At 69.3% G+C, this 23,214-nt stretch carries 22 protein-coding genes and 1 tRNA gene; 9 read left to right on the top strand and 14 right to left on the bottom strand.

Going from position 1 to position 23,214, the window contains the following annotated elements; genetic code table 11:
- Positions 1 to 380: 380 nt before the first annotated feature.
- The 4 genes from KS423_RS13305 to KS423_RS13290 are packed head-to-tail and all read right to left on the bottom strand — an operon-like array spanning position 381 to position 4,237.
- Entirely contained in the window at positions 381 to 2,063 is a 1,683-nt protein-coding gene (locus tag KS423_RS13305) for a hypothetical protein (protein ID WP_224278684.1), read from the bottom strand.
- 24 nt (positions 2,064 to 2,087) lie between these two features.
- Positions 2,088 to 2,687: a hypothetical protein gene (locus KS423_RS13300; RefSeq protein WP_224278682.1), complete on the bottom strand. Its 600-nt coding sequence runs from the start codon at positions 2,685 to 2,687 to the stop codon at positions 2,088 to 2,090.
- An 18-nt stretch (positions 2,688 to 2,705) separates the two neighbouring features.
- The gene (locus tag KS423_RS13295) at positions 2,706 to 3,269 is read right to left on the bottom strand and encodes a peptide deformylase (RefSeq protein ID WP_224278681.1); all 564 of its coding nucleotides are present in this window, start codon (positions 3,267 to 3,269) and stop codon (positions 2,706 to 2,708) included.
- Positions 3,266 to 4,237 carry a helix-turn-helix domain-containing protein gene (locus KS423_RS13290; RefSeq protein ID WP_224278679.1) on the bottom strand — a complete coding sequence of 324 codons (972 nt, stop codon included), beginning with the start codon at positions 4,235 to 4,237 and terminating at the stop codon, positions 3,266 to 3,268. Before KS423_RS13290 ends, KS423_RS13295 begins: the two co-directional genes overlap by 4 nt.
- A gap of 160 nt (positions 4,238 to 4,397) precedes the next feature.
- On the opposite strand from KS423_RS13290, the gene KS423_RS13285 reads away from it, so the two are divergent.
- Together KS423_RS13285 and murC are read left to right on the top strand one after the other, a co-directional pair.
- Positions 4,398 to 4,589 (top strand): hypothetical protein, encoded by a 192-nt coding sequence (locus tag KS423_RS13285; RefSeq protein WP_224278677.1) that lies wholly within the window; start codon positions 4,398 to 4,400, stop codon positions 4,587 to 4,589.
- 54 nt (positions 4,590 to 4,643) lie between these two features.
- Positions 4,644 to 6,071 carry a UDP-N-acetylmuramate--L-alanine ligase gene (gene murC / locus KS423_RS13280; protein ID WP_224278669.1) on the top strand — a complete coding sequence of 476 codons (1,428 nt, stop codon included), beginning with the start codon at positions 4,644 to 4,646 and terminating at the stop codon, positions 6,069 to 6,071.
- Here murC and murF read toward each other — a convergent pair whose 3' ends face one another.
- Positions 6,072 to 7,460 (bottom strand): UDP-N-acetylmuramoyl-tripeptide--D-alanyl-D-alanine ligase, encoded by a 1,389-nt coding sequence (gene murF, locus KS423_RS13275; RefSeq protein WP_224278667.1) that lies wholly within the window; start codon positions 7,458 to 7,460, stop codon positions 6,072 to 6,074. It abuts the gene before it with no gap.
- A gap of 130 nt (positions 7,461 to 7,590) precedes the next feature.
- Here murF and KS423_RS13270 point away from each other — a divergent pair, with 130 nt between their 5' ends.
- From KS423_RS13270 to KS423_RS13250, 5 genes are all read left to right on the top strand, one after another.
- A complete protein-coding gene (locus KS423_RS13270) occupies positions 7,591 to 8,535 on the top strand; it encodes a D-alanine--D-alanine ligase (RefSeq protein ID WP_224278665.1) in 945 nt (314 codons plus the stop codon).
- A complete protein-coding gene (locus KS423_RS13265; protein WP_224278656.1) occupies positions 8,532 to 9,530 on the top strand; it encodes a threonine/serine dehydratase in 999 nt (332 codons plus the stop codon). Before KS423_RS13270 ends, KS423_RS13265 begins: the two co-directional genes overlap by 4 nt.
- A complete protein-coding gene (locus KS423_RS13260; protein WP_224278647.1) occupies positions 9,523 to 10,143 on the top strand; it encodes a C39 family peptidase in 621 nt (206 codons plus the stop codon). Before KS423_RS13265 ends, KS423_RS13260 begins: the two co-directional genes overlap by 8 nt.
- 250 nt (positions 10,144 to 10,393) lie before the next feature.
- The gene (locus KS423_RS13255) at positions 10,394 to 10,807 is read left to right on the top strand and encodes an NUDIX hydrolase (protein WP_224278645.1); all 414 of its coding nucleotides are present in this window, start codon (positions 10,394 to 10,396) and stop codon (positions 10,805 to 10,807) included.
- Positions 10,808 to 10,981: 174 nt separating this feature from the next.
- Positions 10,982 to 11,740: a hypothetical protein gene (locus tag KS423_RS13250; RefSeq protein WP_224278643.1), complete on the top strand. Its 759-nt coding sequence runs from the start codon at positions 10,982 to 10,984 to the stop codon at positions 11,738 to 11,740.
- Positions 11,741 to 11,893: 153 nt separating this feature from the next.
- Here KS423_RS13250 and KS423_RS13245 read toward each other — a convergent pair whose 3' ends face one another.
- The 5 genes from KS423_RS13245 to KS423_RS13225 form a co-directional block, all read right to left on the bottom strand.
- Positions 11,894 to 13,618, bottom strand: coding sequence for a relaxase/mobilization nuclease domain-containing protein (locus tag KS423_RS13245; RefSeq protein ID WP_224278641.1), 1,725 nt, complete (start codon positions 13,616 to 13,618; stop codon positions 11,894 to 11,896).
- Between the two features lie 7 nt (positions 13,619 to 13,625).
- Positions 13,626 to 14,360, bottom strand: coding sequence for a MobC family plasmid mobilization relaxosome protein (locus KS423_RS48005; protein WP_224278640.1), 735 nt, complete (start codon positions 14,358 to 14,360; stop codon positions 13,626 to 13,628).
- 227 nt (positions 14,361 to 14,587) lie between these two features.
- Positions 14,588 to 15,415, bottom strand: coding sequence for a DUF2637 domain-containing protein (locus KS423_RS13235; protein WP_224278638.1), 828 nt, complete (start codon positions 15,413 to 15,415; stop codon positions 14,588 to 14,590).
- A gap of 479 nt (positions 15,416 to 15,894) precedes the next feature.
- Positions 15,895 to 17,037 carry a DUF3631 domain-containing protein gene (locus tag KS423_RS13230; protein WP_374119947.1) on the bottom strand — a complete coding sequence of 381 codons (1,143 nt, stop codon included), beginning with the start codon at positions 17,035 to 17,037 and terminating at the stop codon, positions 15,895 to 15,897.
- Positions 17,038 to 17,523: 486 nt separating this feature from the next.
- Positions 17,524 to 17,787 carry a hypothetical protein gene (locus tag KS423_RS13225; protein WP_224278628.1) on the bottom strand — a complete coding sequence of 88 codons (264 nt, stop codon included), beginning with the start codon at positions 17,785 to 17,787 and terminating at the stop codon, positions 17,524 to 17,526.
- Positions 17,788 to 17,876: 89 nt separating this feature from the next.
- Between KS423_RS13225 and KS423_RS13220 the strand changes: the two genes are divergently transcribed.
- Together KS423_RS13220 and KS423_RS13215 are read left to right on the top strand one after the other, a co-directional pair.
- Positions 17,877 to 18,545: a helix-turn-helix domain-containing protein gene (locus KS423_RS13220; RefSeq protein WP_224278626.1), complete on the top strand. Its 669-nt coding sequence runs from the start codon at positions 17,877 to 17,879 to the stop codon at positions 18,543 to 18,545.
- Complete coding sequence (locus KS423_RS13215) at positions 18,542 to 20,125, top strand: site-specific integrase (RefSeq protein ID WP_224278624.1); 1,584 nt, start codon at positions 18,542 to 18,544, stop codon at positions 20,123 to 20,125. The genes KS423_RS13220 and KS423_RS13215 overlap by 4 nt, the downstream gene beginning before the upstream one ends.
- 130 nt (positions 20,126 to 20,255) lie before the next feature.
- On the opposite strand, the gene KS423_RS13210 is transcribed toward KS423_RS13215, so the two are convergent.
- From KS423_RS13210 to KS423_RS13195, 4 genes are all read right to left on the bottom strand, one after another.
- Positions 20,256 to 20,329, bottom strand: a tRNA-Thr gene (locus KS423_RS13210).
- Positions 20,330 to 20,410: 81 nt separating this feature from the next.
- Positions 20,411 to 21,061: a leucine efflux protein LeuE gene (gene leuE / locus KS423_RS13205; protein ID WP_224278622.1), complete on the bottom strand. Its 651-nt coding sequence runs from the start codon at positions 21,059 to 21,061 to the stop codon at positions 20,411 to 20,413.
- A 110-nt stretch (positions 21,062 to 21,171) separates the two neighbouring features.
- Complete coding sequence (locus KS423_RS13200; RefSeq protein ID WP_224278620.1) at positions 21,172 to 22,824, bottom strand: alpha/beta hydrolase; 1,653 nt, start codon at positions 22,822 to 22,824, stop codon at positions 21,172 to 21,174.
- Positions 22,825 to 22,979: 155 nt separating this feature from the next.
- Positions 22,980 to 23,214: hypothetical protein (locus tag KS423_RS13195; RefSeq protein ID WP_224278618.1), on the bottom strand; the 235-nt coding region annotated here is incomplete at its 5' end.

Genomic DNA, 23,214 nt, shown 5'->3' with positions numbered 1-23,214 from the left:
TCACACCCCGCCACCACACCAACGAGCACCATCTGCGCTGGTCACGCTTCCGCCGACGCAGCCAGGCCCGAGCCCGCCGCTCCCACTACAAACGCCGAGGCCACAACCCCCAGATGCGGTTGCAGTACTAGAGCTCACTCTGGGCGACAGCTAGCTGCGGGTGAAGAACGCCGTCGATGAGAAAGGCCTCCACACCGGGCTGACGCCCGAGGGTCACGAGCACCACACCACCTGGCCCGGCCCCATCCCCTGATGATGCGTCGAGCCAACCAGCCTACCGAGACTCGGGTCCGTCACGATCACGCCTGCGGCAAGCAGCCACTCCTGCACCACTGCGGCGCACTCGCGCCCCTAGGCAGCTATCAAAAATACTTCACACATTAGGGCAAATTAGATTCCTCTTCGATGATTAATGCGAGATTTCGCGCAGCAACCTCATCTCCTTGCCCGGCAGCCTCCATTAGCCACTTCTTTGACTCCTGCGCTTCGCCTCGCCAATGCAGCATCATGCCTAGATTATTCTTAGCTGCTATGTCGCCCGCCGCAGCTGCCCTGCGGTACCAAACCTCGCCCTCATCAAGGTCGCCACTAGATACAAACTCACGAGCAAGACTGAATGCCGCCAGCGAATCGCCCAATTCCGCACGCTCCATCAGCATCAGGCGACCCACATCGGACCGCGCCATGATTCCGCCAAGTTCGAAAGTAATCTCCTGGTGCGCTAATTCGATCGCAAGATCCGCCCAGCGATCGGCCTCCTCCTCGTTTCTCTCGTCCAGATATAATCCGACCAAACTCAAGGCCGCGGCCATGTCTCCGTTACTCGCAAGCGAAGACCAGGTGCGGTGCGCCAGATTTCTGAGTCCTGCGCTATACGCCGCACTGGCGATGGCGTTGCGGTCCCTATCAGTCCGCGCATGGGTTAGCGCATCGGACCAAACGCTGCCAGGAACCGATGGGTAACTAGGGTCTCGGGCGGCAGCATCCGTAAGGTAAGGAAAAGCGCGCCATCCCCAGTCCGGATGCTGATCTTCAATCACCAGAAGACTAGCTGCCCCATAGTGGATATGTGTTGCCCAAGCCAGAGCTTCATCAAATGATTCCAGGCGCAGATGCGCTAGCTTCCGCAGGTAACTTTTGTGAGCCACCCGAAGCAACTTCACAGGCAAAGGGCCGCAAAATCCAGCACGCGCAAGGTCGACAGCGGCGGCCACCAAGGCATAGCCGCGAGGATGACCGCCAGTATGGCTGGCCCGGCGAGCGCGACGCCACAAAGCCAAGAGATCTGGGCCAGCCGCGATGTACTCGGCAATGCCGTGTGATCCGTGCCTGGCCAGGGCTTCAAGCAGGAGTGGATCACCGGACGCTGCCACGCGCTCAAGCTCGAAGGGGCTCCACTGCCGTTCCAATTCAATTATTTCGGCAAGACTGAGCACTTGACAACCAGGACGGAGCTGATTGGCGCCGGCATCTCTGATTTGAGCGGCAGAATGACGAGCAGCCGGGCGACAGATATCCAACATCGTGTCGCATATTGTGGCTAGCACCGGAACGCCAATTTCCGAGAGCTCTGCAAGAATTTCGGGACTCAGGCCGTCCGCGCCGAGGTAGCCTTCAACGTCATCGAGCCACAGCACATATCGCCCCGACCCTCCCCTTAGAATTCGAGGCAGGCCGCGCAGACTTGCACCCCGGGGCGGTGCCAGCACTCGGAAATCGGGAATAGTAGTAGCCATTGCCTCGAAGAGAGTGCGAGACTTACCAGCCATCGAGTCGCCAGTCACCAGGACGAGTCCCCCGCCTTCGGCAGCTTTCCTCACCCTCTCGCGGAGACTGGAATCCTGATCTCGTTCTACATACGACGAGACTCGCTGTTCGCCGTCCACCCCACGAGCCCTGTGCACCCCAAACGCAATCGGTTCGGCGCGACGCACTGCAAGCCATTCATCCGGGTTGCGAAACAGAAGTTCGCTACTCGGCGCGAAGAAGTTATATTGCGGCCCCGCTGACACCGGGCCGCTGATGCTATTGTGGTGTAATTCGATCCAGTCGCCGTACTGCATCTGATCCTCTTTGCAAGTCGACAATCACGAGTTGCACTGTTTTCCCTTGATTTGGACCGGGCCATGGAAGGAATTGTGATGCAGTTCGATATGATCGCCGAGATAGGGGAGAGAACGATGAGGCTCGGCGTCAGCCAGAAGCTCCCTCAACTCAGAAGCAATTTCTGGCCGTGATGGCAACTCGGACTGCAGCCGTGTAGCCCAGTCCGCTACTACCCGCACAGCCGCCTCCGCGTCGTCCGGGCCAGCGGCCAGGAGTTCAGTCCGGGATGCAATCAGCTGGCCCTCTATCTCATCAACCTGACCTGTGGATCCGCGAGCCAGGATCTTCGCAACCCGCTTCCTCGCCCCCGCCCAGGAATCTGTGATCATTAGATTGACCAGCGCCGTAGCACTCGACACAGCAACGGCTACCAACTCCGCTTCCACTGAGCTCCTTTGATCGATCGATGGTTCAACAGACCACGGTAGCGCTGAATGGCTGTCGTCGCCGAGTTGGCTACAGCTCCAGTCCGCAGCGGCCTGTGGCACCCGTCCGATGCGCCACTTCCTCGTGGCCATCACTACGAACGTCTCCGCCGGATTGGTGCCAGCAGGCGCACCGCCGAACTTCTCATGGCTCATTACTCCCCCAGAAATCGGTCAGTAGGCCCAGCCCGAGCCCGTTCCCCGGTACTCCTCGACCGGGATCGGGTGGACGTCGGGGCGCATGCGGTCTGTGTAGAGCAGGCCGTCGAGGTGATCGATCTCGTGGGCGATGAGGCGGGCGAGGCCGAACTCGTAGGTGACCGTGGTGATGGTGCCGTCGAGGGTGGTGGCGGTGACGTCCATGCGGAGGGGGCGGGGGACCATGCCGCGGACGTCGAAGAAGCTGAGGCAGCCCTCGTACTGTTCGTCGGTCTCCTCGGAGACGGCGGTGATCTTCGGGTTGAGCAGGATGATCGGTTCTGCGCCGGCGGTCGGGGGCAGGACGAGGGCGGCGGCGCGGGGGATGCCGATCTGTGGGGCGGCGAGGCCCATGCCCTTGGCGAAGGAGTGGACCTGACCGATCCGCTCGACGGCGGTGAAGAGCTCAACGACGACGGCCTGGGCGGCGGCGCGTTCGGCAGGGAGGTCGAAGGGCTCGGCGGGGCGGTTGAGGATGGGGGTGCCCTGCTGGATCACGCCGAGGGACTGCATCTGCTGGCTGGGCCGCACCTCGATCACCTGGTCTCCTTGGTCTGTTGCTGGCTGTTGGCGGCGGTACGGAACCGCCATTCGAGGCGGAAGCGGGCGTGCAGCGGAGGGTCGTCGGTGGCCCACGCGAAGTGCCGACGCTCGCCGTCGTCGTGGCGGCTGACGGCGGTGCGGAGCGGTACAGCCTCGGCGGTCATGGAGGTCTCGGTGCCCCACACCACTGGGTCGAGGGCGGCGGGGAAGTCGAGGCGTACCGCGAGGTGTTCGGTGGGCAGACGGACGGCGCGCTGGAACCAGTGGCCCCACTTGTCGGCGCCGACGCTGTAGGCGTACTCGATCCAGGTGGCGTCGCCCGGGTAGAGCGGGAAGCGGCCGTGCTCGTTGTCGAACAGGAGCCAGACCTCCTTGAAGGCGTCGCGGTCGTGCTTGGCCTGCCACCGCATGTCCTCGCCCTGGCACGAGGCGGTGAGCGCCAGTTCGTCCCAGGTCAGTGGGTGCTCACGGTAGTGGGCGTTGGAGCGCTCGGGTTCGCCGGGGTAACGGTCGACGGCGATGCGGATGAGGTAGCGGGTGATGGGCTCGGTGCCGGTGTTCCGTAGGCGGCGGCGCATGGTCAACCGGTAGGTGCAGCCGTCGAATTGGAGTGCTGCTTCGTCGTGCTCGACCACGATCGCGGCCCCCGAGGCGTACGGCTGCTCGGGACGGCGGGGTGCTGGCGGCGACGTCGGGGTGCGGCTGCGGGAGCGGGCGGCGTCGTAGTCGAGCCAGCGCCGCCAGATGGCTTTCCCGGCGTTGAGGGTCTCGTCGGCGAGGCGGGCGAACTCCTCGGTGGGCTTGTGGCGGCCAGACTCGATGTGGCTGACGTACGAGGGGTCAAAGCCCATCTTCCCGGCCAGCCCGCGCTTGGAGAGGCCGCGCACCTCCCGCCAGTGGGCGACTTCGGCGGCGAACGCCTCCATGGCCTGGTCGACCGCATCGTGGTCGGCCTGTGTCTCCATCCGCTCCGCCCCCAGTGAGTGATGAATGAACCGTGAGTGACCTTAGCTCACCATCCCGTCACGGTCCCGCCTCCGGCTGTCATTACCCCATCGGACGCGAACTTCAAGCGCCCGGCCAGCACCAGCCGTCCATCTTCCCTTCTTCCGCGAGGAGTTAGCCGTGCACGAGCCCCCGTCCCACCGCCGAGGTCAGCACCGCGATCCGGTCGGCGCGTTCCTCGGTGTCCTGTGGGCGGTCGGCAACGCCGTGGCGATCGCCCTGCTCGGCGTCATCGTGCACGACCACTTCGATACGGCCCGGCTCGGTGCTCACCCGGCGGCCAGCTCGGCGCCGGATGGCACCTACGCGTAGCGCCCTTCCACCCATCGCCCATCACGGGCTGGACTCCGAACTGGAGCGCACAGCATGGAAACCAGGAACGTGATCGTCCCCGTTCACGACGGCCCCATCGACCTCGCCCGCCCGCACTTCGTGGGCATCGGCGGCGCCGGCATGTCGGCCGTCGCCCGCCTGCTGCTGGAGCGCGGCAGCCGGGTCTCCGGCTCCGACACCAGCGACACCGCCGCCCTGCGCGAGCTGGAGGACGCCGGCGCCGCCGTCGCCATCGGCCACACCGCCAGCAACCTGCCCACCGACGCCACCGTCCTCGTGTGGTCCAGCGCGGTCACCCCGAGCAACCCCGAGATCGCCGCTGCCCGCCGGGCCGGCATCCCAGTCGTGCACCGCTCGGACGTGCTCGCGCTCCTCATCGCCACCGCCGAGCAGTCGGTCGCCGTGGCGGCCACCCACGGCAAGACCATGACCACCGGCATCCTCAGCGCCGCCCTCACCCACCTCGACCCCTCGTACGCCATCGGCGGCACCCCCGTCGGCCGCCCCAGCGCCCACCAGGGCCTCGGCGGCCTCCTGGTCGCGGAGACCGACGAGAGCGACCGCACCGCAGGCCGCTACCACCCGCAGGTCGCCGTCGTTCTGAACGTGGACGACGACCACCCCGAGCAGTACGTCGACCTGAACGACGTCCTGGACGTCTTCGAGCGCCTGGCCCGCAACAGCTCCGTGCTGGTCGTCTCCTCCGACGACCCGGGCGCCCGACTGCTGATTGAGCGCCTGCAGGCGGCGCCCGGCCCGCGGGTCGTCACGGTCGGCGAGGCCAAGGACGCCGACGTGCGGGTGCTGCGCGTGCTGTGGGACGGGGCTGCCAGCCACGTCACCGTGCAGGATGCGGACGGGTCGTGGCACGAGTTCACCCTGGCCGTCCCCGGTCGGCACAACGCGTTGAACGCTGCCGCCGCGTTCGCCGCGGGCCGGGTGCTCGGTGCCGAGCCCGCCGCCCTGGTGGACGGCATCAACGCGTTCCAGGGCATCAAGCGCAGGCTCACCACCACCGGCAGCCACGCCGGGGTGACGGTGCTGGACTCCTACGCCCACCACCCGAGCGAGATCACCGCCGACCTGGCCACCGCCCGGATGCTCACCGAGGGCCGGGTGATCGCGGTGTTCGAGCCCACCGGCTGGACCCGCACCGCCGCCCTCGGAGAGGAGATGGGCCGCCGACTCGCGGCGGCCGACGAGGTCGTCCTCCTCGACGTGCACGCCTCGGTCGAGTCCCCGCTCACCGGGATCAGCACCGCACCGATGGCCGCGCAGGTCGTCGCCTGCGGCGGCCGGGCCCACAGCGCGAGCGACGGGCGCGACGTGGCGGACGTGGTCGCCGAGCTGGTCGGGACCGGCGACCTGGTGGTGACGATGGGCACCGGGACTGCCGGCCGCGTCGGACGGGCGGTCCTGCTGCGGCTGGCCGAGACCCCGATGACAGTCCCGGCCGCGTAGTCAGCGTGCAGCGTCGGGCTTGGTGAGCCGCATCGCGGTGTCCTCCAGCCCGACGCTGTGGGAGCCCTTCACCAGCACCACGTCTCCGGGCTTGAGGTAGGTCAGCAGCAGGTCGAGGGCGGCGTCGCGGTCGGGCACCAGCGTGCCGTTGACGCCGCCCTCCACCGCCCAGGTGTGCACCAGCCGGGCCTCCCAGTCGCCGACCGCAATCAGGTCCGTGACCCCGCTCTTCGCGACGAGCCGGCCCAGCTCCGCGTGGTGGGCCTCGGACTCCTCGCCCAGCTCCCGCATCTCGCCCAGCACCGCCACCGTCCTCCGCCCGCCGCCGGCCATGGCGGTGAGCGCGGCGAGGGCGACGGTCATCGAATCGGGGTTCGCGTTGAACGCGTCGTTGATCACCGTCACACCGTCCGGCCGCTCGGTGACGTCCATCCGGCCGGGTGTCAGCTGCCGAGCGCCCGTCAGCGCCTCCGCCGCCTGCCGCACGCTCGCACCCAGGCCGATCGCCACAGCGGCGGCGGCCGTCGCATTGGACACGTGGTGGGCGCCGTGCAGCCCCAGCTTCACTGGGGCGCTGTCGCCCCGGTACGTGAGGGTGAACGACGGCCGACCCGCGGCGTCCAGCTCGACGTCGACGGCCCGGACGTCCCCGGCCTGCACCCCGAAGGTCAGGACCGGCGCGACCGTTCGCGGCGCCATCGACATGACGTACGGGTCGTCGGCGTTGAGCACTGCCAGGCCGTCGACGGGCAGGGCCTCGACGAGTTCGCCCTTCGCGACGGCGATCGACTCCTTCCCGCCGCCGAACTCACCCACGTGCGCGGTCCCGACGTTCAGCACCAAACCGACCTTCGGCGGGACGATCCCCGTCAGGTACTTAATGTGTCCGGCGCCGCGCGAGCCCATCTCCAGCACCAGCAGACGGGTGTTCTCGTCGGCCCGGAAGACGGTCAGCGGCAGGCCGATCTCGCCGTTGTACGACAGCGGCGTGGCCACCGTGGTGTCCATGGTCTCCAGCACCTGGGCCAGCAGGTCCTTGGTGCTGGTCTTCCCCGCCGAACCGGTCAGCCCGATCACGGTCGGCGCCTTCAGGCGGTCGAGCACCGCGCGGGCCAGGGCGCCCATCGCGTCCTGGACGTCCGGCACCACGATCGCCGGCACCCCGACCGGCCAGGCCGCCAGCACGCCCGTCGCCCCGGCGCGGACGGCGGCCTCGGCGAACCGGTGCCCGTCCGTGTGCTCGCCCGGCAGCGCGATGAACAGCGACCCGGGCTCCACCGCCCGCGAGTCGATGACCCCGGGCCGGTCCACCACCGCGCCCGGATCGGGGGCGTCGTGCAGAGCGCCCCCAACGGCCTCGGCGATCTCTTGCAGGGTCATGGGGACCACGGTGGCTCCGATCCATCGACGCACCCGCCCGTCCTCTCGGGGCGGCCTGCCTTCGACGCTAGCGGCTCCCCGACACCGTGCCCGCCATCCCGCGCATTCCGAACCAGACTGTGACAAAAGGAAGATGAGAATGTCTGCCACACCTCGTATCGCCCTCGTCACCGGTGGCCGCTCCGGCGAACGCGACCGCTCGCTGATCTCCGGCGAGGCCGTGCGCGAGTCGTTGGTCCGCCAGGGCCTGCCGCACTTCGTCCTCGACCCCACCGACAAGGACTTCACCGACCGCGTCCGTGAGGCCGACGTCGCGTTCCTCGCCATCGCCGGCCAGTGGGCCGAAGACGGCAAGCTGCAGGGGCTCCTGGACAGCCTCGGCGTCCCGTACACCGGCTCCGGGGTGCTGGCCAGCGCGGTCGCGATGCACAAGCCCACCGCGAAGACCCTCGTCCTCGCCGACGGCGTCACCGTCCTCCCACACCTCCCCTTGCGCGAAACCGATGACGCCCAGGAGATCGCTCAGACCTGCGCCGACGAGTTCGGCCTGCCCGTCATCCTCAAGCCGACCTCCGAGGGTGGCTCCATCGGCATGCGGGTCTTCCGCGACCTGAACTCACTCACCACCACGCTCACCCACGACACCCGGGGCGGCGAGTGGTTCATCGAACCGTTCAAGGAGGGCACCGCCGTCACCTGCGGCGTGCTGGAGCAGGACGGTGCGCTCGTCACCCTTCCGCCGCTGGAGACCGTCCCGACCACCGCCGAGTTCTACGACTACAAGGCCAAGCGCAACCCGGCCGGCCACCTCTACCGCTGCCCTGCCCAGCTCCCGGACGCCACCCTCGCCACCATCTCCCGCGCGGCCGTCCGCGCCCACCAGGTGCTGAACTGCTCGGGCTACTCGCGCTCGGACTTCCTCGTCACCCCGGCCGGCGAGGTCCACTGGCTGGAAATCAACACGTTGCCCGGCCTCTCCAGGCACGGCAACCTCGCCACCATGGCCGCAGCTGCCGGGATCAGCTACGACCGCCTCATCGCGACCATCCTCGCCACCGTCCACGCCGATGGGTACCGCCCGTGAGCGCCGCTGAACTGCCGCTGTCGGTGGACGACATCTACGACGCCCAGCGTCGCCTGCGCGGCGTCGCCGCCTCCACCCCGGTGCTGTCCCACCCGGCGCTGGACGAGATTGCAGGGCGGATCGTGGTCTGCAAGGCCGAAGCCCTCCAGCGCACAGGCTCGTTCAAGTTCCGCGGCGCGTACAACGCCGTCGCCGCCCTCAGCTCGCGCGAGCGCCGACGCGGCGTGATCGGCGCGTCGTCCGGCAACCACGCCCAGGCGCTCGCCCTCGCTGGGCAGTTGCTGTCCGTCCCGGTCACCGCCGTCGTCCCGCACGACGCCCCACAGGGCAAGGTGGACGGCGCCCGCTCGCTCGGTGCCGAGATCGTTGCCTACCACCGACAGCGCGACGACCGCGACGCCATCGTCGCCCGACTCGCCGTCGACCAGGGACTCACTGTCGTACCGTCCGCCGACGCCCATGCGGTGATGGCCGGAGCGGGCACGGTCGCGCTGGAACTTCTCTGGCAGGCCCCTGTGTTGACCAAGATCCTCGTCCCCGTTGGCGGCGGCGGGCTCGCCGCCGGCACCGCCGTCGCGGCCAAGCACATCAACCCGCACATCGAGGTGATCGGCGTCGAGCCCGAGGCTGCGGCCGACACCGCCGCGTCCCTCCGCGCCGAACGAATCGCAGAGCTGCCCGCCGTGCCCGACACCATCGCGGACGGCCTCCGCCATACCACCCCGGCCGCCCTGCCCTGGGAGGTCAACAAGGCCCTGCTCGATCGCGTCGTCACCGTGACGGACGCCCAGATCGTGCAGGCTATGGGCTGGGCGTTCAAGCACCTCAAGGTAGTGACCGAGCCCTCCGGAGCCGTCGCACTCGCGGCCCTGGCCGGCCTCGACCTCCCGCCCGGCCCCGTTGGAGTGATCCTCTCCGGCGGATCGGTCGACCTGGACGCCTTCCACCGCCTCGTGGCCACCCCGCCGCCCAGGAAGGAACCGGCCCTTGCCTGACCAGCCCAAGCGCCACCCGATCCCGCTGATCACCCAGTACGCCACCCCCACGCTGATCAACGCCATCGCCTATGAGGGCCACCCGCCTGGCGACGACGACAACTGGGCCACCACCGGTGCCCCCGACCGGGATACCTACGCCTACTGGTCCACCCGCCTCTGTGGCATGGCCTGCCTGCGGATGGCCCTCTTCGCCCGCGACGGCCAGGCACCCACCCTCTTCGACCTCCTGGACGGCTGCCTTGCCTACGGCGGCTACGTCCAGCAGGACGACGGCGGCGTTGGAGGCCTCTATTACCAGCCGTTCACCGAGTACGCCCTCGCCAACCACGGGCTCCAGTCGGAGATCATTACCGACCTCACCCCAGACCGGCTCCTCGCCGAACTCGATCGCGGCCACCTCGTGATGGCCTCCGTCCACAAGGAGATCCGCCGTCCCGACCGGCCGGCACTTGCACGCGGCGGGCACCTGGTGCTCGTCACCGGCCACCAGGACGGCGTGGTCTCGTTCCGCAACCCATCAGGCCATACGCCCGACAGCCTGGACGCCGCTCTCCAACTCGACCACTTCAACACCTTCGCGGCCCACCGTGGCATCGCCTTGCACGTCTGAAGGACTCGGATCGAAGGCTGCAAGAGGTGGGCCCGCAGGGCCGTTCACTGGCCGAGTGAACGGCCCTGCAGAACGCTGGTCGAAGGAAGTCCTCGGGGCGTGCGAGGCGGTTGTGCGGGAGCCGCCGAGGCGACCAACAGCGACTCCGTCGAGAACGTCGGCGGGACACGGGTTCCTCGAAACTCGGTGCCCCGCTTCATCGACGCCGATACGATTTCCCACCCATCCTGGCCTCCCTGGAGGAGCAGAAGTGACACAGCAGACTGCGGAGCAACGCCCGGGCATTGCCGCCGCAATCGTGGTCCACGAAGGCCGCGTTCTGATGGTGAGGCGACGGGTCAGCGAGGGCCAGCTCTCCTGGCAGTTCCCAGCCGGTGAGATCGAGGCCAGCGAGTCGTCCGAGGAGGCGGCCGTCCGCGAGACCGCGGAGGAGACCGGCCTGGGTGTGGCCGCCGTCAAGCTCCTAGGCGAGCGGGTGCATCCGAAGACCGGCCGGCTGATGTCGTACACGGCCTGCGCGGCCGTCAGCGGTACCGCCGAGGTGGTGGACACGGACGAGCTGGACGCTCTCGCGTGGGTAGCGCTCGCTGAGATCCCCGAGTACGTGCCGTACGGGCTCTTCGAGCCGGTACAGGCGTACCTGGACATCGTGCTCAATGCCTGACCCATAGCTCTACGGGTGGCCACCCGGTCGGTAGCCATCGAGGACGCTCCGACCGCGTAGCGCGGGCTTTCACCGCTTGGGAGCGAGACGATCGATCAACTCCGGTCCGCACAGGATCACCCGCAACCGAAACCGGAGGCGCACCGTCCGTGGGTCCCAGTAGCGTGTGCTGGCATGACGGAAGCCACCGAACCGCACGTGCCTGCCCAGGGAACGAATTCCTCAGTCCCGCCTACGCTTTGGCAGCGCCACCAGGATCTCCTCGCGTCTCCGGGCTACCGGGCCCTCGCCCTGCTCGACCGGATCAAGCGGATGAGCTACGTCCTCCAGCGGAACGTTTCGCAGTACACGGACCTGGTGGTGCAGTTGCAAGACCCATCCGCCATTCTTCCGATCTTGGATGTGAGGAGCCCGGATGCACACGACGACTTGCTCTCGGAGGCGGAGCGGCTCCTGCACAACGTCCTCACCGCAATGAGCACCCGTGTTGACCAGCAGCGGGTCTTCATCAAGAAGCACTTCGAAGACCGGCCGCAGGTGCAAGCTGAGTATGTGAAGCGGGTCGCGGAGGTCTTTCACAACGACCCGAACGCCACTTTCCTCAAGGATCTTCGCAACTACATCACACACCAGCAGCTGCCGGTCGCGCAGAGCCGACAGGACTGGTCTCCGACAAGCTTCTCGGTCACTTTCCAGCTGCCGACCGCCCCGTTGCTCCAGAGCAGCAAGAGCTGGAGCAACGGGGTGCGGGAGTGGCTTGGTCAGCTGGAGGATGGGGTGCCCATTGTCGAAGTCGTACGCGACTACGCCAGACTCGCTGATCAGTTCGACAAATGGTTCCATGAGCGCGTCCGCCACGAGTACGCAGACGAAATCGAGATCCACCTTCGCGACCGCGCAGCCTACGACTCCGCGCACATGTTTTGGGGTTGATACAGGGTGTGAGATTTGTGCCGTCGGACCGTGGCCTCGGCGCTCCTGGGAAGCCCCAAGCCTCGGCGACGTGTCACGACGCTTCAAAAGCCTGGTGGCTGGGAGGGCTCCCGACCACCGGAACCATGTCAGTGGCACTGCAGCCCTGACGTTCTACCTATGGCGGCGCGCTGGCCCCTTCGCCGCGACCGCGGGCGCTGCTGTGGGCTTCGGCCTGTACTGCCGGGATGGCGCCACTGCACCGGTGGAGCGCAGGAGGGCAGCTTCGACGGTGCGGTTGGGTGCGGGGTTGTAGCTGGTGTGCTGGATGCGGGCGATGAGGACCTTGGCGGGCAGGCGGGCGCTGCCAAGTTCGCGGCGAGCGGCGGCCTCGGTGAGGAGCTGGTGGGGTACATAGCCGCCGGCCTCGGCGTCGGCGAGCACGGTGGCGAGGGCGGGCCAGTTGGGGTCGGCGAAGATCCGCGTCGCGTGGTCGGGGATGGCGGCGCGGACGTCGCTGGCGAGGGTGTTGCGGGTCTGCTCCTTGGGCTGGCGTTGGGCGAGGAAGGCGAGCTGGTCGGCGGCGGCCTGGTCGTAGGTGGCCTGGAGGTGCTGGACGGTTCGGCGGGCGGCTTCGGCCTGCTGAGCGTGGCCCTTGGCGGTGTGCCAGCGTTGGGACAGGATCGCGGCCCAGACGAGGGCCGCGACGAGGACAGAGAGGGTGCTGCTGTCCTTGCCGCTGCCAGCGTGCACGAGGTCGCGGGCCGCCTGACGCAGGCCGGCTGCCGCCGTGTGGTCGGCGCTGATCTGGGAGCGCTGGGCGCGGGCGAAGGTCTTTGCTGCTGCTCGGAGTTCGGCGCGCAGGTCCTGGGGCGCGGTCTGGGCGGTGGCCTCGATCAGTTCGCCGAGGGCAGTGATGTGCGCCTGCGCACGCGCATCGCCGCTGTCGCCGGTGGTGTCGTGGTCGGTAGTGAAGGTGTCGAGGGCGTTGGTGGCGTGCTGCCAGGAGGTAGCGGGCTTGTTGCGGCGGGCGGTGGAGTGCTCCTCCGGCTTGCCAGCCGCGAGGAGGGCCTGGAGCTTCGGCAGGGACAGGTCGGGGGCGATCTTCCCGCCGGGGATGTAGTTCGGCTGCCCGTTGGCCTTCAGGTCGCCGGGGCGGGCGACGGAGTAGCCCTGAAGGTCGCCGGACGGGAAGCGGCGGATCTTGACCTCGACGCCATCTGCCTGGAGATAGGCGAGAAGTTCCTCCGCGTTGCTCGCGTGGGGGATGGCGGCGCGGATGCGGTCCTGGAGCCATTCGCGGCTGGTCTGTTCCCAGCCTAGGCGCTTGGCCTTGTGCATCTCGGCCTGGGTGGGTCGGCGTTCGGCGGTCCGGTCGCCGGTGCCGAGCTGACGCAGGCCGTAGTCCTTCTCGATCTGGCGGCACTCGGCGCCGACGCGCTGGCCGCTGTTGTGGAGCTTGGGGCGGCGGCCGTCTTCGCGGACGGTGGTGGCGAGGATGTGTATGTGGTCGTCCGCGTGGCGTACAGCGATCCACCGGCACGCCAGGTCGTCGTCCTTGGGAGCGATGCCGGCGGCCCGGACGATGCGCTCGGCGATCTCGGACCACTCGGCGTCGGAGAGATAGCGGTCCTCGGGTGCGGCGCGTACGGGGCAGTGCCAGACGTGGTCGGTGAGCTTCCTGCCGGGTTCGCTGTTGCGCAGGCGGACGGGCTCGTCAAGGTAGCGGGCGAGTTGAGTGAGGGTGGCGTTCTCGTCTCGGCCGGGGTCGGGCATGGCGAGCATGGCGAAGCTCGCAACGATGTGCGGGTCGCGGTGCTCGTCGTGGCGGCCGGGGCCGTAGAGGTAGGCGAGCAGGCCGCGGGTGTTGGAGCCGGGGTTCTTGATGGGTGCGATCACGGCGGCTTCAGCCTTTCTGGGTGGCGGGCTGGCGAAGGGCCTCGGCGATCTCAGTGAGCAGGCAGTGCAGTTCGTCGAGGGTGCGGCGGATGTCGACCGGGGGCTCATATCCGCCGTTGAGGGCTCGGGCGATCTGGTTGACGTTGCTGGCGATACCGCTGATCTGGCGCAGGACGCGGGCGCGGAACTCGTGGATGAGTCGGCGTTCTTCCGCCAGAGGCAGGTCGATGAAGAACCGGCCGGCTATGAAGGCCAGGACGACGTCGGCGGCGAACCCGGAAAGACCGCGGTAGCCGTTGGCGGTGGCAGCAGCACGCAGCCGAGGCTCTTCCTCGGGTTCGAACCTCAGAGGGCCGACGCGCTCTTCGCGCTTGGTGCCGGTGTAGCGGCGGTTCTTCGGCTCGGCATCATCGGCGGCGCTGCGGTCGGAGGATTGGTTGTCGGTCTCGGTCGGGCGGACGTCGGCGAGGATCTGCTGTTGGACGGCAAGGAGCTTGTCCGGGTCGGGGCCGCCCTCGGCCCCGACCTCCTGGCCCGGCGCGCCCTCGCGCCGGGCCGTCTCCGCCACCCCTGGGGCGGAGATCCCGCGAGTCCGGCCACGAGTCGGACTCGCGGTACTACTGGCTCCGCCAGGGGCACGGTTGCCGAACGCCCACTGCCAAAGACCCTTCACGGCATGGGACTTCCTCCTCTCCTTCGCGCTCTCGCCGGTGGTGCCGCGGGGGCGCTGGGTGTCGGTCACGGGCTGATCTCCTGTCGCGGGGTCGTCGAGGTGCTGTGGTGCGAGCGGGATGCGAACGCGGCGCACGGACCGGATCGGGCGGCGACCGGTTCGGCGGAAGGGTGATCCGGTGCTTTGGCGGATCTCGCTGACCACGAGGTGGACATCCGCCAGACCACTTGGCGGTGAAGGGGCCGCCCGCCAGGCGTCGTACGGGTCGTTGGCGGGCGGCCACCAATGGAGGGGTGTCAGGCGGGCACCGGGTGCTCACGCGCCTGCTCGAGCTCGCGGTCGGCGTGTTTGGGCTGAGGGTCGGCCTGCTCATCCCGCAGGAGCGTCATCAGCTCCGTCCGGCGCTTGCTGCTGATCGGAATCCCAGCGTCGCTGAGGGCCTTCTCGACCACGGCGACGCTGACGCCGTGCTCGGCGACGATCGGCCGCACCATCTCCACGAGCTGGTCCATGGTCTTCGCCGGTGGGCGTCCGGTGCGCTTGCGCGGCGCGACCGGTTCTTCGTCGGTGGCCGGGACGTCGTCCCTGCGCTCCGTGACCGGCGCGGGGCTGGACGGGCCGTCCTGCTCCGCTTTTGGTACGGGCTGGGTTGCCGGGGCGGCCGGAGAGGGCTCGGGGGTTTCGCGGAGCGGGAGTTCGTCCTTGGCGGGCTCGGGCTCGACGACGACCTCGGTCGCGGTGGTGTTGTGGGCGAGGAGGGTGCCGCCGAAGAAGGCGAGGGCGGGCCATCCGGCGACCAGGATCCGTAGCCAGGCGGGGACGTGGTCGAGGTCGAGGAGTCCGGCGGTGGCGACGTTCGCGCCGAGGGAGGCGGTCAGGGCAGTGGCGAACCAGGTCCAGGCGGTGCCGGCCGGGCGTCCGGTGGTGCGCAAGGTCCGCATGCGGTGCCAGGCGGCGACGAGCAGCAGGTCGACCGAGACGGGGTAGGCCCAGGCTTTCCAGCCGTGCTGTCCGGCGGCCTCGGCGATGTCGTGGAGGTGGGCGAAGGACAGGGCGCCAGCGATGGCGGCCTGTACGAGGACGGCGTCCGGGCGGGGCAGACGCGGTGGGGTGGTGGCGGTCATGCGGAAGGTGGTCCTCGCGGGTCGGGCGGTGGTGGTTTGTGGGATTGCCGTCTTTGCCGTCTTGCCGTCTTGGTGCTGCGGGACGGGCCTTGGGCTGGGGCGGGTTCGGCTGCCCGGGTGGTGCCGTGGACGCGGTGGTGTTCGGGTTCGGGACGGTGCGGTATCCGTCTTGGGGCTCGTATCCGTCCCGGCGACATGGCCTGTGACCTGCGCTTTTACGGCAGGGACGGCTGGGACGGCACAAGACGGATGCGTTTCCCGTCCCGGGCGGGCCCGCCGCTCGCGCCGAGGTCCGGGCGGCGGCGGGCCGGTGGCGGCGTGGGACGGTTGCCGGCCCACGCGCCGTCTTGCAGGCGGGGTGCTGCCGTCCCCGGTGCGGGAGTGTTTCCGTCTTGGGAGGCCGTTCCGTCCCGGCGGCAGGTGCTGTGACCTGTGCTGTTACGGCAGGGACGGCAGGGACGGCAGTTCGGGGAGGCTGGTCAGCCTCTGCTGCCCGTGCCCGCGCTCTCGTCCGTGGCCGTGGGGGTGATGGGGTGGACGGTGGGGCAGTAGCGGCGCCAGGCGTCGAGGAACTTGTGGCGCGTGTAGCCCTTGCGCTGGGTTCCGTCGCCGAGGCGCACGTTGCCGGAGGTGATGCCGAACTCGCGGAGCATCGAGCCGAGCCCGCGCGGGCTCAGACCACCCCGGGCCGACTCGGCCCACGGGGCCTCGGCGTTGTCGTTGAGCTCGCGCAGCAACTGGTCGGTGGTCAGGCTGTCCAGCTCGCGGTTGGCGTGGAAGATCCGGCGGATGTCGGCGAGGATCCGCGCGCCGCCAAGGTTCTCCTCCTCTGCCTGGACCTCGGAGTCCACCATCCGCCTGCACGCCTGGCGGGCCAAGCGGGGCCAGGGGCCTCCGGCGAGGTCGGCAATGATCACCAGGGGCTCCCAGGTGTCGGCGGCACGGTCCTCCACCGGCATGCTCGGCTCCAGGCGCAGGGCCCGGTCGCCAAGAGGTGCGGTCCAGCGGGCGATCCGGTCCCGGATCTCGTGAAACCCAGGGCTGTCGCGCTGAGAACGGTACGGCGAGACCGTCTCGCCCTCGGCGCGGCGGCGCATGCGGATCACGATCGAGCGGTCCATGATCGTGTCCGGGAGGTCGCCGATCCCGGCGATAGCCGCCATGGCGAAGGTATGGAAGCGGCGCGGGGTGTGGTCGTTGCCAACCACCCGCAGCACGTACCGGTCGCGCTGGTGCCCGGCGTTGAGCAGGCCGCGCATCTCCTCGTTCTTCTCCGCCATCTTCGGGCTGCCGAAGATCGTGTCCGCCTCGTCCACGAGCAGGGTGGGCGGCTCCTCGGTGATCGAGCGGAACACGGCAGCCGGAGACGAGTTCACCGTCAGGAGCGCCTGGTGGACGGTCTCGGTGAGCACGTCCAGCAGGCGCGACTTGCCGCACCGCTTTGCCGGCCCGACCACCGCCAGGCGCGGGGCGTGCTGCCACGCCCCCTGCAGATGTGTCGCCGCCACCCACAGTGTGGTGGCGTCCAGCGCTTCCTCGGAGGGCAGGATCACGAATCGCGCGATCCGCGCTTTCAGCTGCGCGAGCAGCTCTGCACCCTCTGTCGTCTCGGTGTCCGGCATCAGGTCGATCCCGTCCGGGACGGCAGGCTCGGCCGGTGCCGCCTCGACGTCGTCTCCACAGGCTGTGGACACAGACTCCGACTGTCGGGCCGGCAGCAGGGTGCCGGGCTCGCCCGGCTTGGCGACCGGCGGCCAACTCGCGATGGAAGCTGCCGGATCGGGCTGGTGGGACGTAGACTCCATGCTGAAGCTCCAGACTGGGGCGCGGGACCTGAGCCGTCGCGCGCCACCGATGAAGGTCGCGGATAAGGACTTCGCCTGGCCCTCGGTGTTCGCAGCACCGGGGGCCTTCGTGCGTCTTGGGGTCGGCGGACTGGGGATACCGGTCCACTCAACTCGCAGGGACTTCCTGCACCTTGGCGGTGGTCCCTCGGCGGCCGAGGCCTCCGAGGGACCACGAACGTACGGTCATGCCGATGGAAGATCCACTCCATGCGGGCAAGTACGCCCACGGCAGACGGGCTTGTCGATCGGTCTCTCGCCACGTCAAGCTGCATCAGCCGCCGGACCTTCACCGACCGTCGCCTCGATGCCGAGCAGGCGCAGAAGGTCCGCCGTGATCACGCGATACTTCTTGCCCAGCCGCAGGACCCGGCAGGGGTACGCGCCGAGGCGGGCCAGCTCGTAGCCCTTGCTCCGCCCGAGGCCGATGGCGCGGTTGGCGGTGTCGAGGTCGATGGCCGCCGGCAACGCGAGGAGCTCGGCCCGGCCCATCCCCTGAACCGTCGCCGACATCTCACCAGTTCGCATATGAACTCCAAATCGAGGCTTCCCCTGAGTAGGGGGCGGCGGCGGAGTGCCGCAACGGAGAGGAGCTTTCCAGTAGCTACTGTGTCGATATGACACAACGCGGGAATGAAGACTGGTCCACCGACGACGAAAACGCACCCGACTGGCACGAACGGATCACCAAGGACGTGATCCAAGCAATCACCCGAAGGAGGAAGTGTCTTGGACTGTCCGCTCAGGATCTGGCCGACGAAACAAGGGACTTGGGCCACGAAGTCCCTCGGAACGTCATCGCCAACTGGGAATCTGGCAGACGCAAGACGATCACGATTCCCGAGCTGATCATCGTGGCCGAGGCTCTGGAGACCGCGCCGGTCGAGCTGCTCTACTCCCCTGCCCTCGGCGGGCATGTCGACTACCTGCCGGGAACCAGCACCGGCCGCTGGGCGGCCCTCACCCGCTTCACCGGAGAAGCCCCCCACACGATGGGGATGTACCGACTCCGCCTCTACCGGGAGCACGCCCGGATCTGGCAGGAGATCCAAGAGGAACATCACGACGCGGTCCAGCTGGAGTTCACGTTCTTCCGGAAGGACTGGCCGTCCGACGGGAAGGCGAAGTTCGACGCTTTCGTCACCGCCATTCGCGAGCGACTTCACCCCGTCAGAGCACAACTGCGCGAGATGGGCTGGGAAGTCCCCCGTCTCACCTCGAATCTCGGCTTTCTCGACGCCGAGATTCCCCCACTCAAAACCGACATCGACTTGGAGGACGAATGAAGGGTTCCACCTACCACCGCTGCTACTGCCGCGACGCCGAGACCGGCAAGCCGCTCGGCAAGGCGTGCCCGAAGGCCGGCAGCCGCAAGCACGGCTCCTACTCCATACGCCAGGAACTGCCCAACGCCGAGGACGGCACCCGCCGTTCGTTCAACCGCGCCGGCTACGAGACGCTCAAGGAGGCGCAGGCCGACCTCGACCACATCCGCGGCCTGCTTGCCCTCGGCAAGGAGGACCCGGACGACCTGGCCCTGGTCGCCGAGCTGCTGGTGAAGGTCGCCGACGAGAAGGCCCAGCTGCCCGACATCGAGGAGACCCGCCGCCGCCTGAGGACCGGTCAGGACCTCTCCACCCGGGTCACCGTGGGCGAGTGGCTCGACACGTGGCTTGGCGGCAAGAAGATCCGCAAGTCCGGGATCACCCGCTACGAATCCGACGTACGGATTCACCTCAAGCCCCGGATCGGGCACGTCCGCGTCGACCGGCTGCGGGTGAGCACGCTCGCCGAGATGTTCACGGCCATCGCCGACGCGAACGAGGAGATCCTGGAGAACAACGCCCTGCGGCACGCGCTGAAGGCCGAGCTCGCCACGGTTCCGATCAAGGGCGTGGAGAACCGCGCCCGCCGCAAGGCCCTGCGGGCCGAGCTCGCCGAGATGCCGCCGTTCCGGCGCACGACCGGCGCGGCCACCCGCCAGCGCATCCGCGCCACGCTCCGGACCGCCCTGAACGCCGCCATCCCCGAGGGCCTGATCACCTTCAACCCGGCCGCCCACGTCGAGCTCGACCCGGCGACCAAGCCGAAGGGTCTGGTCTGGACGCCCGAGCGGGTCGCCCAGTGGCAGGAGACCGGCGTGAAGCCCTCCCCCGTGATGGTCTGGACGCCGCAGCAGACCGGCGCGTTCCTCGACTTCGTGGCTGCCGACCGGCTGTACGCGATGTGGCACGTGATCGCCCTGCGCGGGCTTCGCCGGGGCGAGGCGTGCGGGCAGCCGTGGTCCGAGACCAATCTCGACAACAGCTCGTTGACTGTGACGGCCCAGCTCGTGCAGGACGGCTGGGAGGTCGAGGAGTCCGGCCCCAAGACCGACGGGAGCTTCCGGACGGTGGCGCTGGACGACGACACGGTGGCCGTCCTGTGGCGCCACCGCGAGCGGCAGCAGAAGGAGCGGGCCGACTGGGGGCCAGCCTGGAAGGAGACCGGCCAGGTCTTCACCAACGAGGACGGTTCCTGGCTCCACCCGGGCAAGGTCACCGACATGTTCGAGCGCCTCGTGACCGCGTCCGGTCTGCCGCCGATCCGGCTGCACGACCTCCGCCACGGCGCGGCCACGCTCGCGCTCGCCGGAGGGGTCGACATGAAGGTGGTGTCGGAGATGCTCGGCCACTCCTCCATCAAGATCACGTCGGACACCTACACCAGCGTCCTGCCTGAGATCGCCAAGGACGCCGCCGAGGCCGCCGCGAAGCTCGTCCCCCTCCAGCGGAAGACCGAAGCCGAGGCCGCAGCCAAGGCCGACAAGGCCAAGCGGAAGGCCGCGAAGAAGGCGAAGTCCAAGGCCAAGAAGGCCAAGGGCTAACCCAAGATCAACACCCGCGCTCACGCATCGCTCACGCAAGCGATCTTGCAGCGCGTCGCTGACGCCTGCCCGCACGCCGGAAAACAGCAAAAGGCCCAGGTCAGCGGCTATCTGACCTGGGCCTTCACTGAGCCGCCTGCGGGATTCGAACCCGCGACCTACGCATTACGAGTGCGTTGCTCTGGCCAACTGAGCTAAGGCGGCACCGTTGCCGACGTGTCGTGGCAACGCGGGCCAGTCTACACAGGTTCGCGGGTGATCCGTAACGGGATACCGGGGCGGCGGTCAGGCGGAGGAGACGGCGAGTTTGGCGGCGAAGCCGGCGAAGAGGACGGCGACGCCGCTGGTGAGGGTGGCGGAGAGTCGCTTGCGGCGGCGGAAGGCGGTGGCGAGGGTGGTGCCCGCGAAGATCAGGAGGGAGAGGTAGAGGAAGCTGAAGGTCTGGAGGACGCCGCCGAGGAGGGCGAAGGAGAGGGCGGGCCGGCCGTAGGCGGGGTCGACGAACTGGGTGAAGAAGGAGAGCAGGAAGAGGATGGCCTTCGGGTTGAGGAGGCTGATCACCAGGGCGCGGCGGAAGGGCTGCTCGGTGGATTCGGGGGCCGGTTCGGCGGTGGGGTCGGCCGCGGCCCGGCGTTCGCGCCAGAGCTGGCGGGCGGCACGGAGCATGCCGTAGCCGATCCAGAGCAGGTAGGCGGCGCCGCCGAACTTGACCACCGCGAAGACGGCCGGGTTGGCCTTGAGCAGGGAGGCCGCGCCCAGCGAGGTGAGGCTGATCAGGGTGAGGTCGCCGACGAAGACGCCAGCCGCGGCCCGGTAGCCGGTGCGGATGCCCTTGCGGGCCGCGACGGACAGTACGTACAGGGAGTTGGGGCCGGGCAGCAGGATGATGACGAGGGCGCCGAGGACGTACGTCGCCAGGTCGTTGACTCCGAGCACGATGAGCTCCGGTGCAGGGGAGGGGGGTGGGGGGAGGCTCATCGTAACGTCGCACCGGTAGTCGGTTGAAGTGAGAACGACCTGTCGGTCTCCCGCCGTCCGGGCCGGCCCTACCGGTCGCAGCGCTTGCCCTGCTCCGGGGCCTCCCCGGTCAGCAGGAAGCGGTTCACCGCTCCGTCCACACAGGTGCTGTGCCGGCCGTACGCGGTGTGGCCGTCGCCGTCGAAGGTGAGCAGGCGGCCGGACTCCAGCTGGCCGGCCAGTGACTGGGCCCAGGCGTACGGGGTGGCCGGGTCGCGGGTGGTGCCGATGACGACGATCGGGGCGGCGCCGGCGGCCCGGATGGTGTGCGCCGTGCCGGTGGCACGGACCGGCCAGTAGGTGCAGGCCAGGGCCATCCAGGCCATGTCGCGCCCGAAGTGCGGCGAGACCCGCTCGAACTCCGGCACCGCCCGTCGGACGTCCTCCGGTCCGCCGAACGGCGCGGGCAGGTCGAGGCAGTTCACCGCGGTGTTGGCGAACATCAGGTTGGGGTACGAGCCGTCCGCCTTGCGCCCGTAGTAGTCGTCCGAGAGCTTCAGCAGGCCGGTGCCGTCCCCGGCCTTGGCGTCGGTGAGCGCGGTGCGCAGCCTGGGCCAGAGGAAGTCGGCGTACATGGCCCGGATGACGCCGGTGGTCGCCTGGGGCCCGGTGAGCCGGCGGCCGTCGTCGGCGGTGGTGGGCAGCGAGCCGGTGCGGACGCCCGCGAGCAGGGCGGTGAGCTGCTCGCCGACCTGCTGCTCGGTGCGGCCGAGCGGGCAGTCCTCGCGCTGGGCGCAGTCCTTGGCGAAGGCCGCCCAGGCGGTCTCGAAGCCGCCCGCCTGTACGCGGTTGCCGGTGACGGAGTCGAGCGCCGGGTCCATCGCGCCGTCGAGCACCAGCCGCCCGACCCGGCTCGGGAACAGCCCGGCATAGGTGGCGCCGAGGAAGGTGCCGTAGGACTTGCCGACGTAGTTCAGCTTCTCGTCGCCGAGCAGGGCGCGCAGCACGTCCATGTCGCGGGCGCCCTCGACGGTGCTGAGGTGGCCGAGCGCCGCCCCGGCCTGCTTCCGGCAGCCCTCGGCGAACTCCTTGTCGGCCGTGATCAGCGCGTCGATCCCGTGCTGGTCGCCGGGGGGCAGGCCGACGGCGGTGTAGGCGTCCATCCGGTCGCCGCTCAGGCAGCTGACGGGGTTGCTGCGGCCCACCCCGCGCGGGTCGAGGCCGACCAGGTCGTACCGGGCCCGCACCCCGCGGTCGTACGTCCGGGCGGCGGCCTCCAGGTACTCGATCGCCGAGCCGCCGGGCCCGCCCGGGTTGAGCAGCAGGGATCCGAGCCGCGGGCCCTGGGAGTCGGAAGGAGGGACGGCGCCGGACGGGGAGGCGGAGGAGCCGGATCCGGAGCCCGACGGTTCCGCCGCCGCGCGGGCGGCCGCCAGGGTGAGGTCCCCGTCCCCCGGGTGGTCGTAGTCCAGCGGCACCCGGAACGTCGTGCACTCGAACCCGCTGTCGCACGGCTGCCAGGCCAGGCGTTGCGCGTAGTACGGCGCCAGCGCGGCCGGGACGGCGGCGGGCAGCGGCTCCAGCGGAGTGGCTCCGGCGGCCGCGTCCGCCGCGGCTGCCGAGTCCGAGTAGGACGCCGTCGGCGCCCCGGACGGATCGGAGCTGCACCCGCCCGCCAGCAGCCCGACGACGACCAGCGCCGCAGCCACTACCCGTGCCCGTGCCCGCCCGGAAGTCCTCATCCGCCACCTCTCCGCAATCGACCAGCACGTGGAACAACCTGTGGAACAACCCGTGGAACAACCAGCGGACCAACGCGCGGAGCACCCCGGAGGAAACGCCGCTGCCCGGCACCCGCCCCGGGGTACCGGGCAGCGTAGCGCCGCCGGGCCTGCCCTCAGGACGCCTTGGCCAGCGCCTCGGCCAGGAACTGCGCCGCCTGCCGGACCAGCCGCAGCCGCTCCCGCTCGGGGGTGAAGTCCTGCACGTTGTCGGAGATCCGCACCTCGGCCTTGGCCGCCGCTCCGGGGCCCGCCTTCAGCGCGGACTGGAGCCGGCGGGCCGCGTCCAGCCCGGCGGAGTCGGCCTTGGCGGCGGCCAGCAGCAGCTTGGCCGCGCTGCCGGCCGGGGCC

The sequence above is a fragment of the Streptomyces sp. LS1784 genome (assembly GCF_020103755.1).
Taxonomy (GTDB): domain Bacteria; phylum Actinomycetota; class Actinomycetes; order Streptomycetales; family Streptomycetaceae; genus Kitasatospora.
The sequence above is the reverse complement of the archived record's forward strand: the minus strand, read 5'-3'. Positions and strand labels throughout refer to the sequence as shown.

Coding starts and splice junctions, on each gene's coding strand:
- KS423_RS13300 (WP_224278682.1), bottom strand. CDS start 2,687: ATGAGCCATGAGAAGTTCGGCGGTGCGCCTGCTGGCACCAATCCGGCG.
- KS423_RS13230 (WP_374119947.1), bottom strand. CDS start 17,037: ATGCCGGACACCGAGACGACAGAGGGTGCAGAGCTGCTCGCGCAGCTG.
- KS423_RS13215 (WP_224278624.1), top strand. CDS start 18,542: ATGAAGGGTTCCACCTACCACCGCTGCTACTGCCGCGACGCCGAGACC.
- KS423_RS13220 (WP_224278626.1), top strand. CDS start 17,877: ATGACACAACGCGGGAATGAAGACTGGTCCACCGACGACGAAAACGCA.
- KS423_RS13250 (WP_224278643.1), top strand. CDS start 10,982: ATGACGGAAGCCACCGAACCGCACGTGCCTGCCCAGGGAACGAATTCC.
- KS423_RS13200 (WP_224278620.1), bottom strand. CDS start 22,824: ATGAGGACTTCCGGGCGGGCACGGGCACGGGTAGTGGCTGCGGCGCTG.
- KS423_RS13235 (WP_224278638.1), bottom strand. CDS start 15,415: ATGACCGCCACCACCCCACCGCGTCTGCCCCGCCCGGACGCCGTCCTC.
- KS423_RS13270 (WP_224278665.1), top strand. CDS start 7,591: ATGTCTGCCACACCTCGTATCGCCCTCGTCACCGGTGGCCGCTCCGGC.
- KS423_RS13290 (WP_224278679.1), bottom strand. CDS start 4,237: ATGGAGACACAGGCCGACCACGATGCGGTCGACCAGGCCATGGAGGCG.
- KS423_RS13305 (WP_224278684.1), bottom strand. CDS start 2,063: ATGCAGTACGGCGACTGGATCGAATTACACCACAATAGCATCAGCGGC.
- KS423_RS13225 (WP_224278628.1), bottom strand. CDS start 17,787: ATGCGAACTGGTGAGATGTCGGCGACGGTTCAGGGGATGGGCCGGGCC.
- murC (WP_224278669.1), top strand. CDS start 4,644: ATGGAAACCAGGAACGTGATCGTCCCCGTTCACGACGGCCCCATCGAC.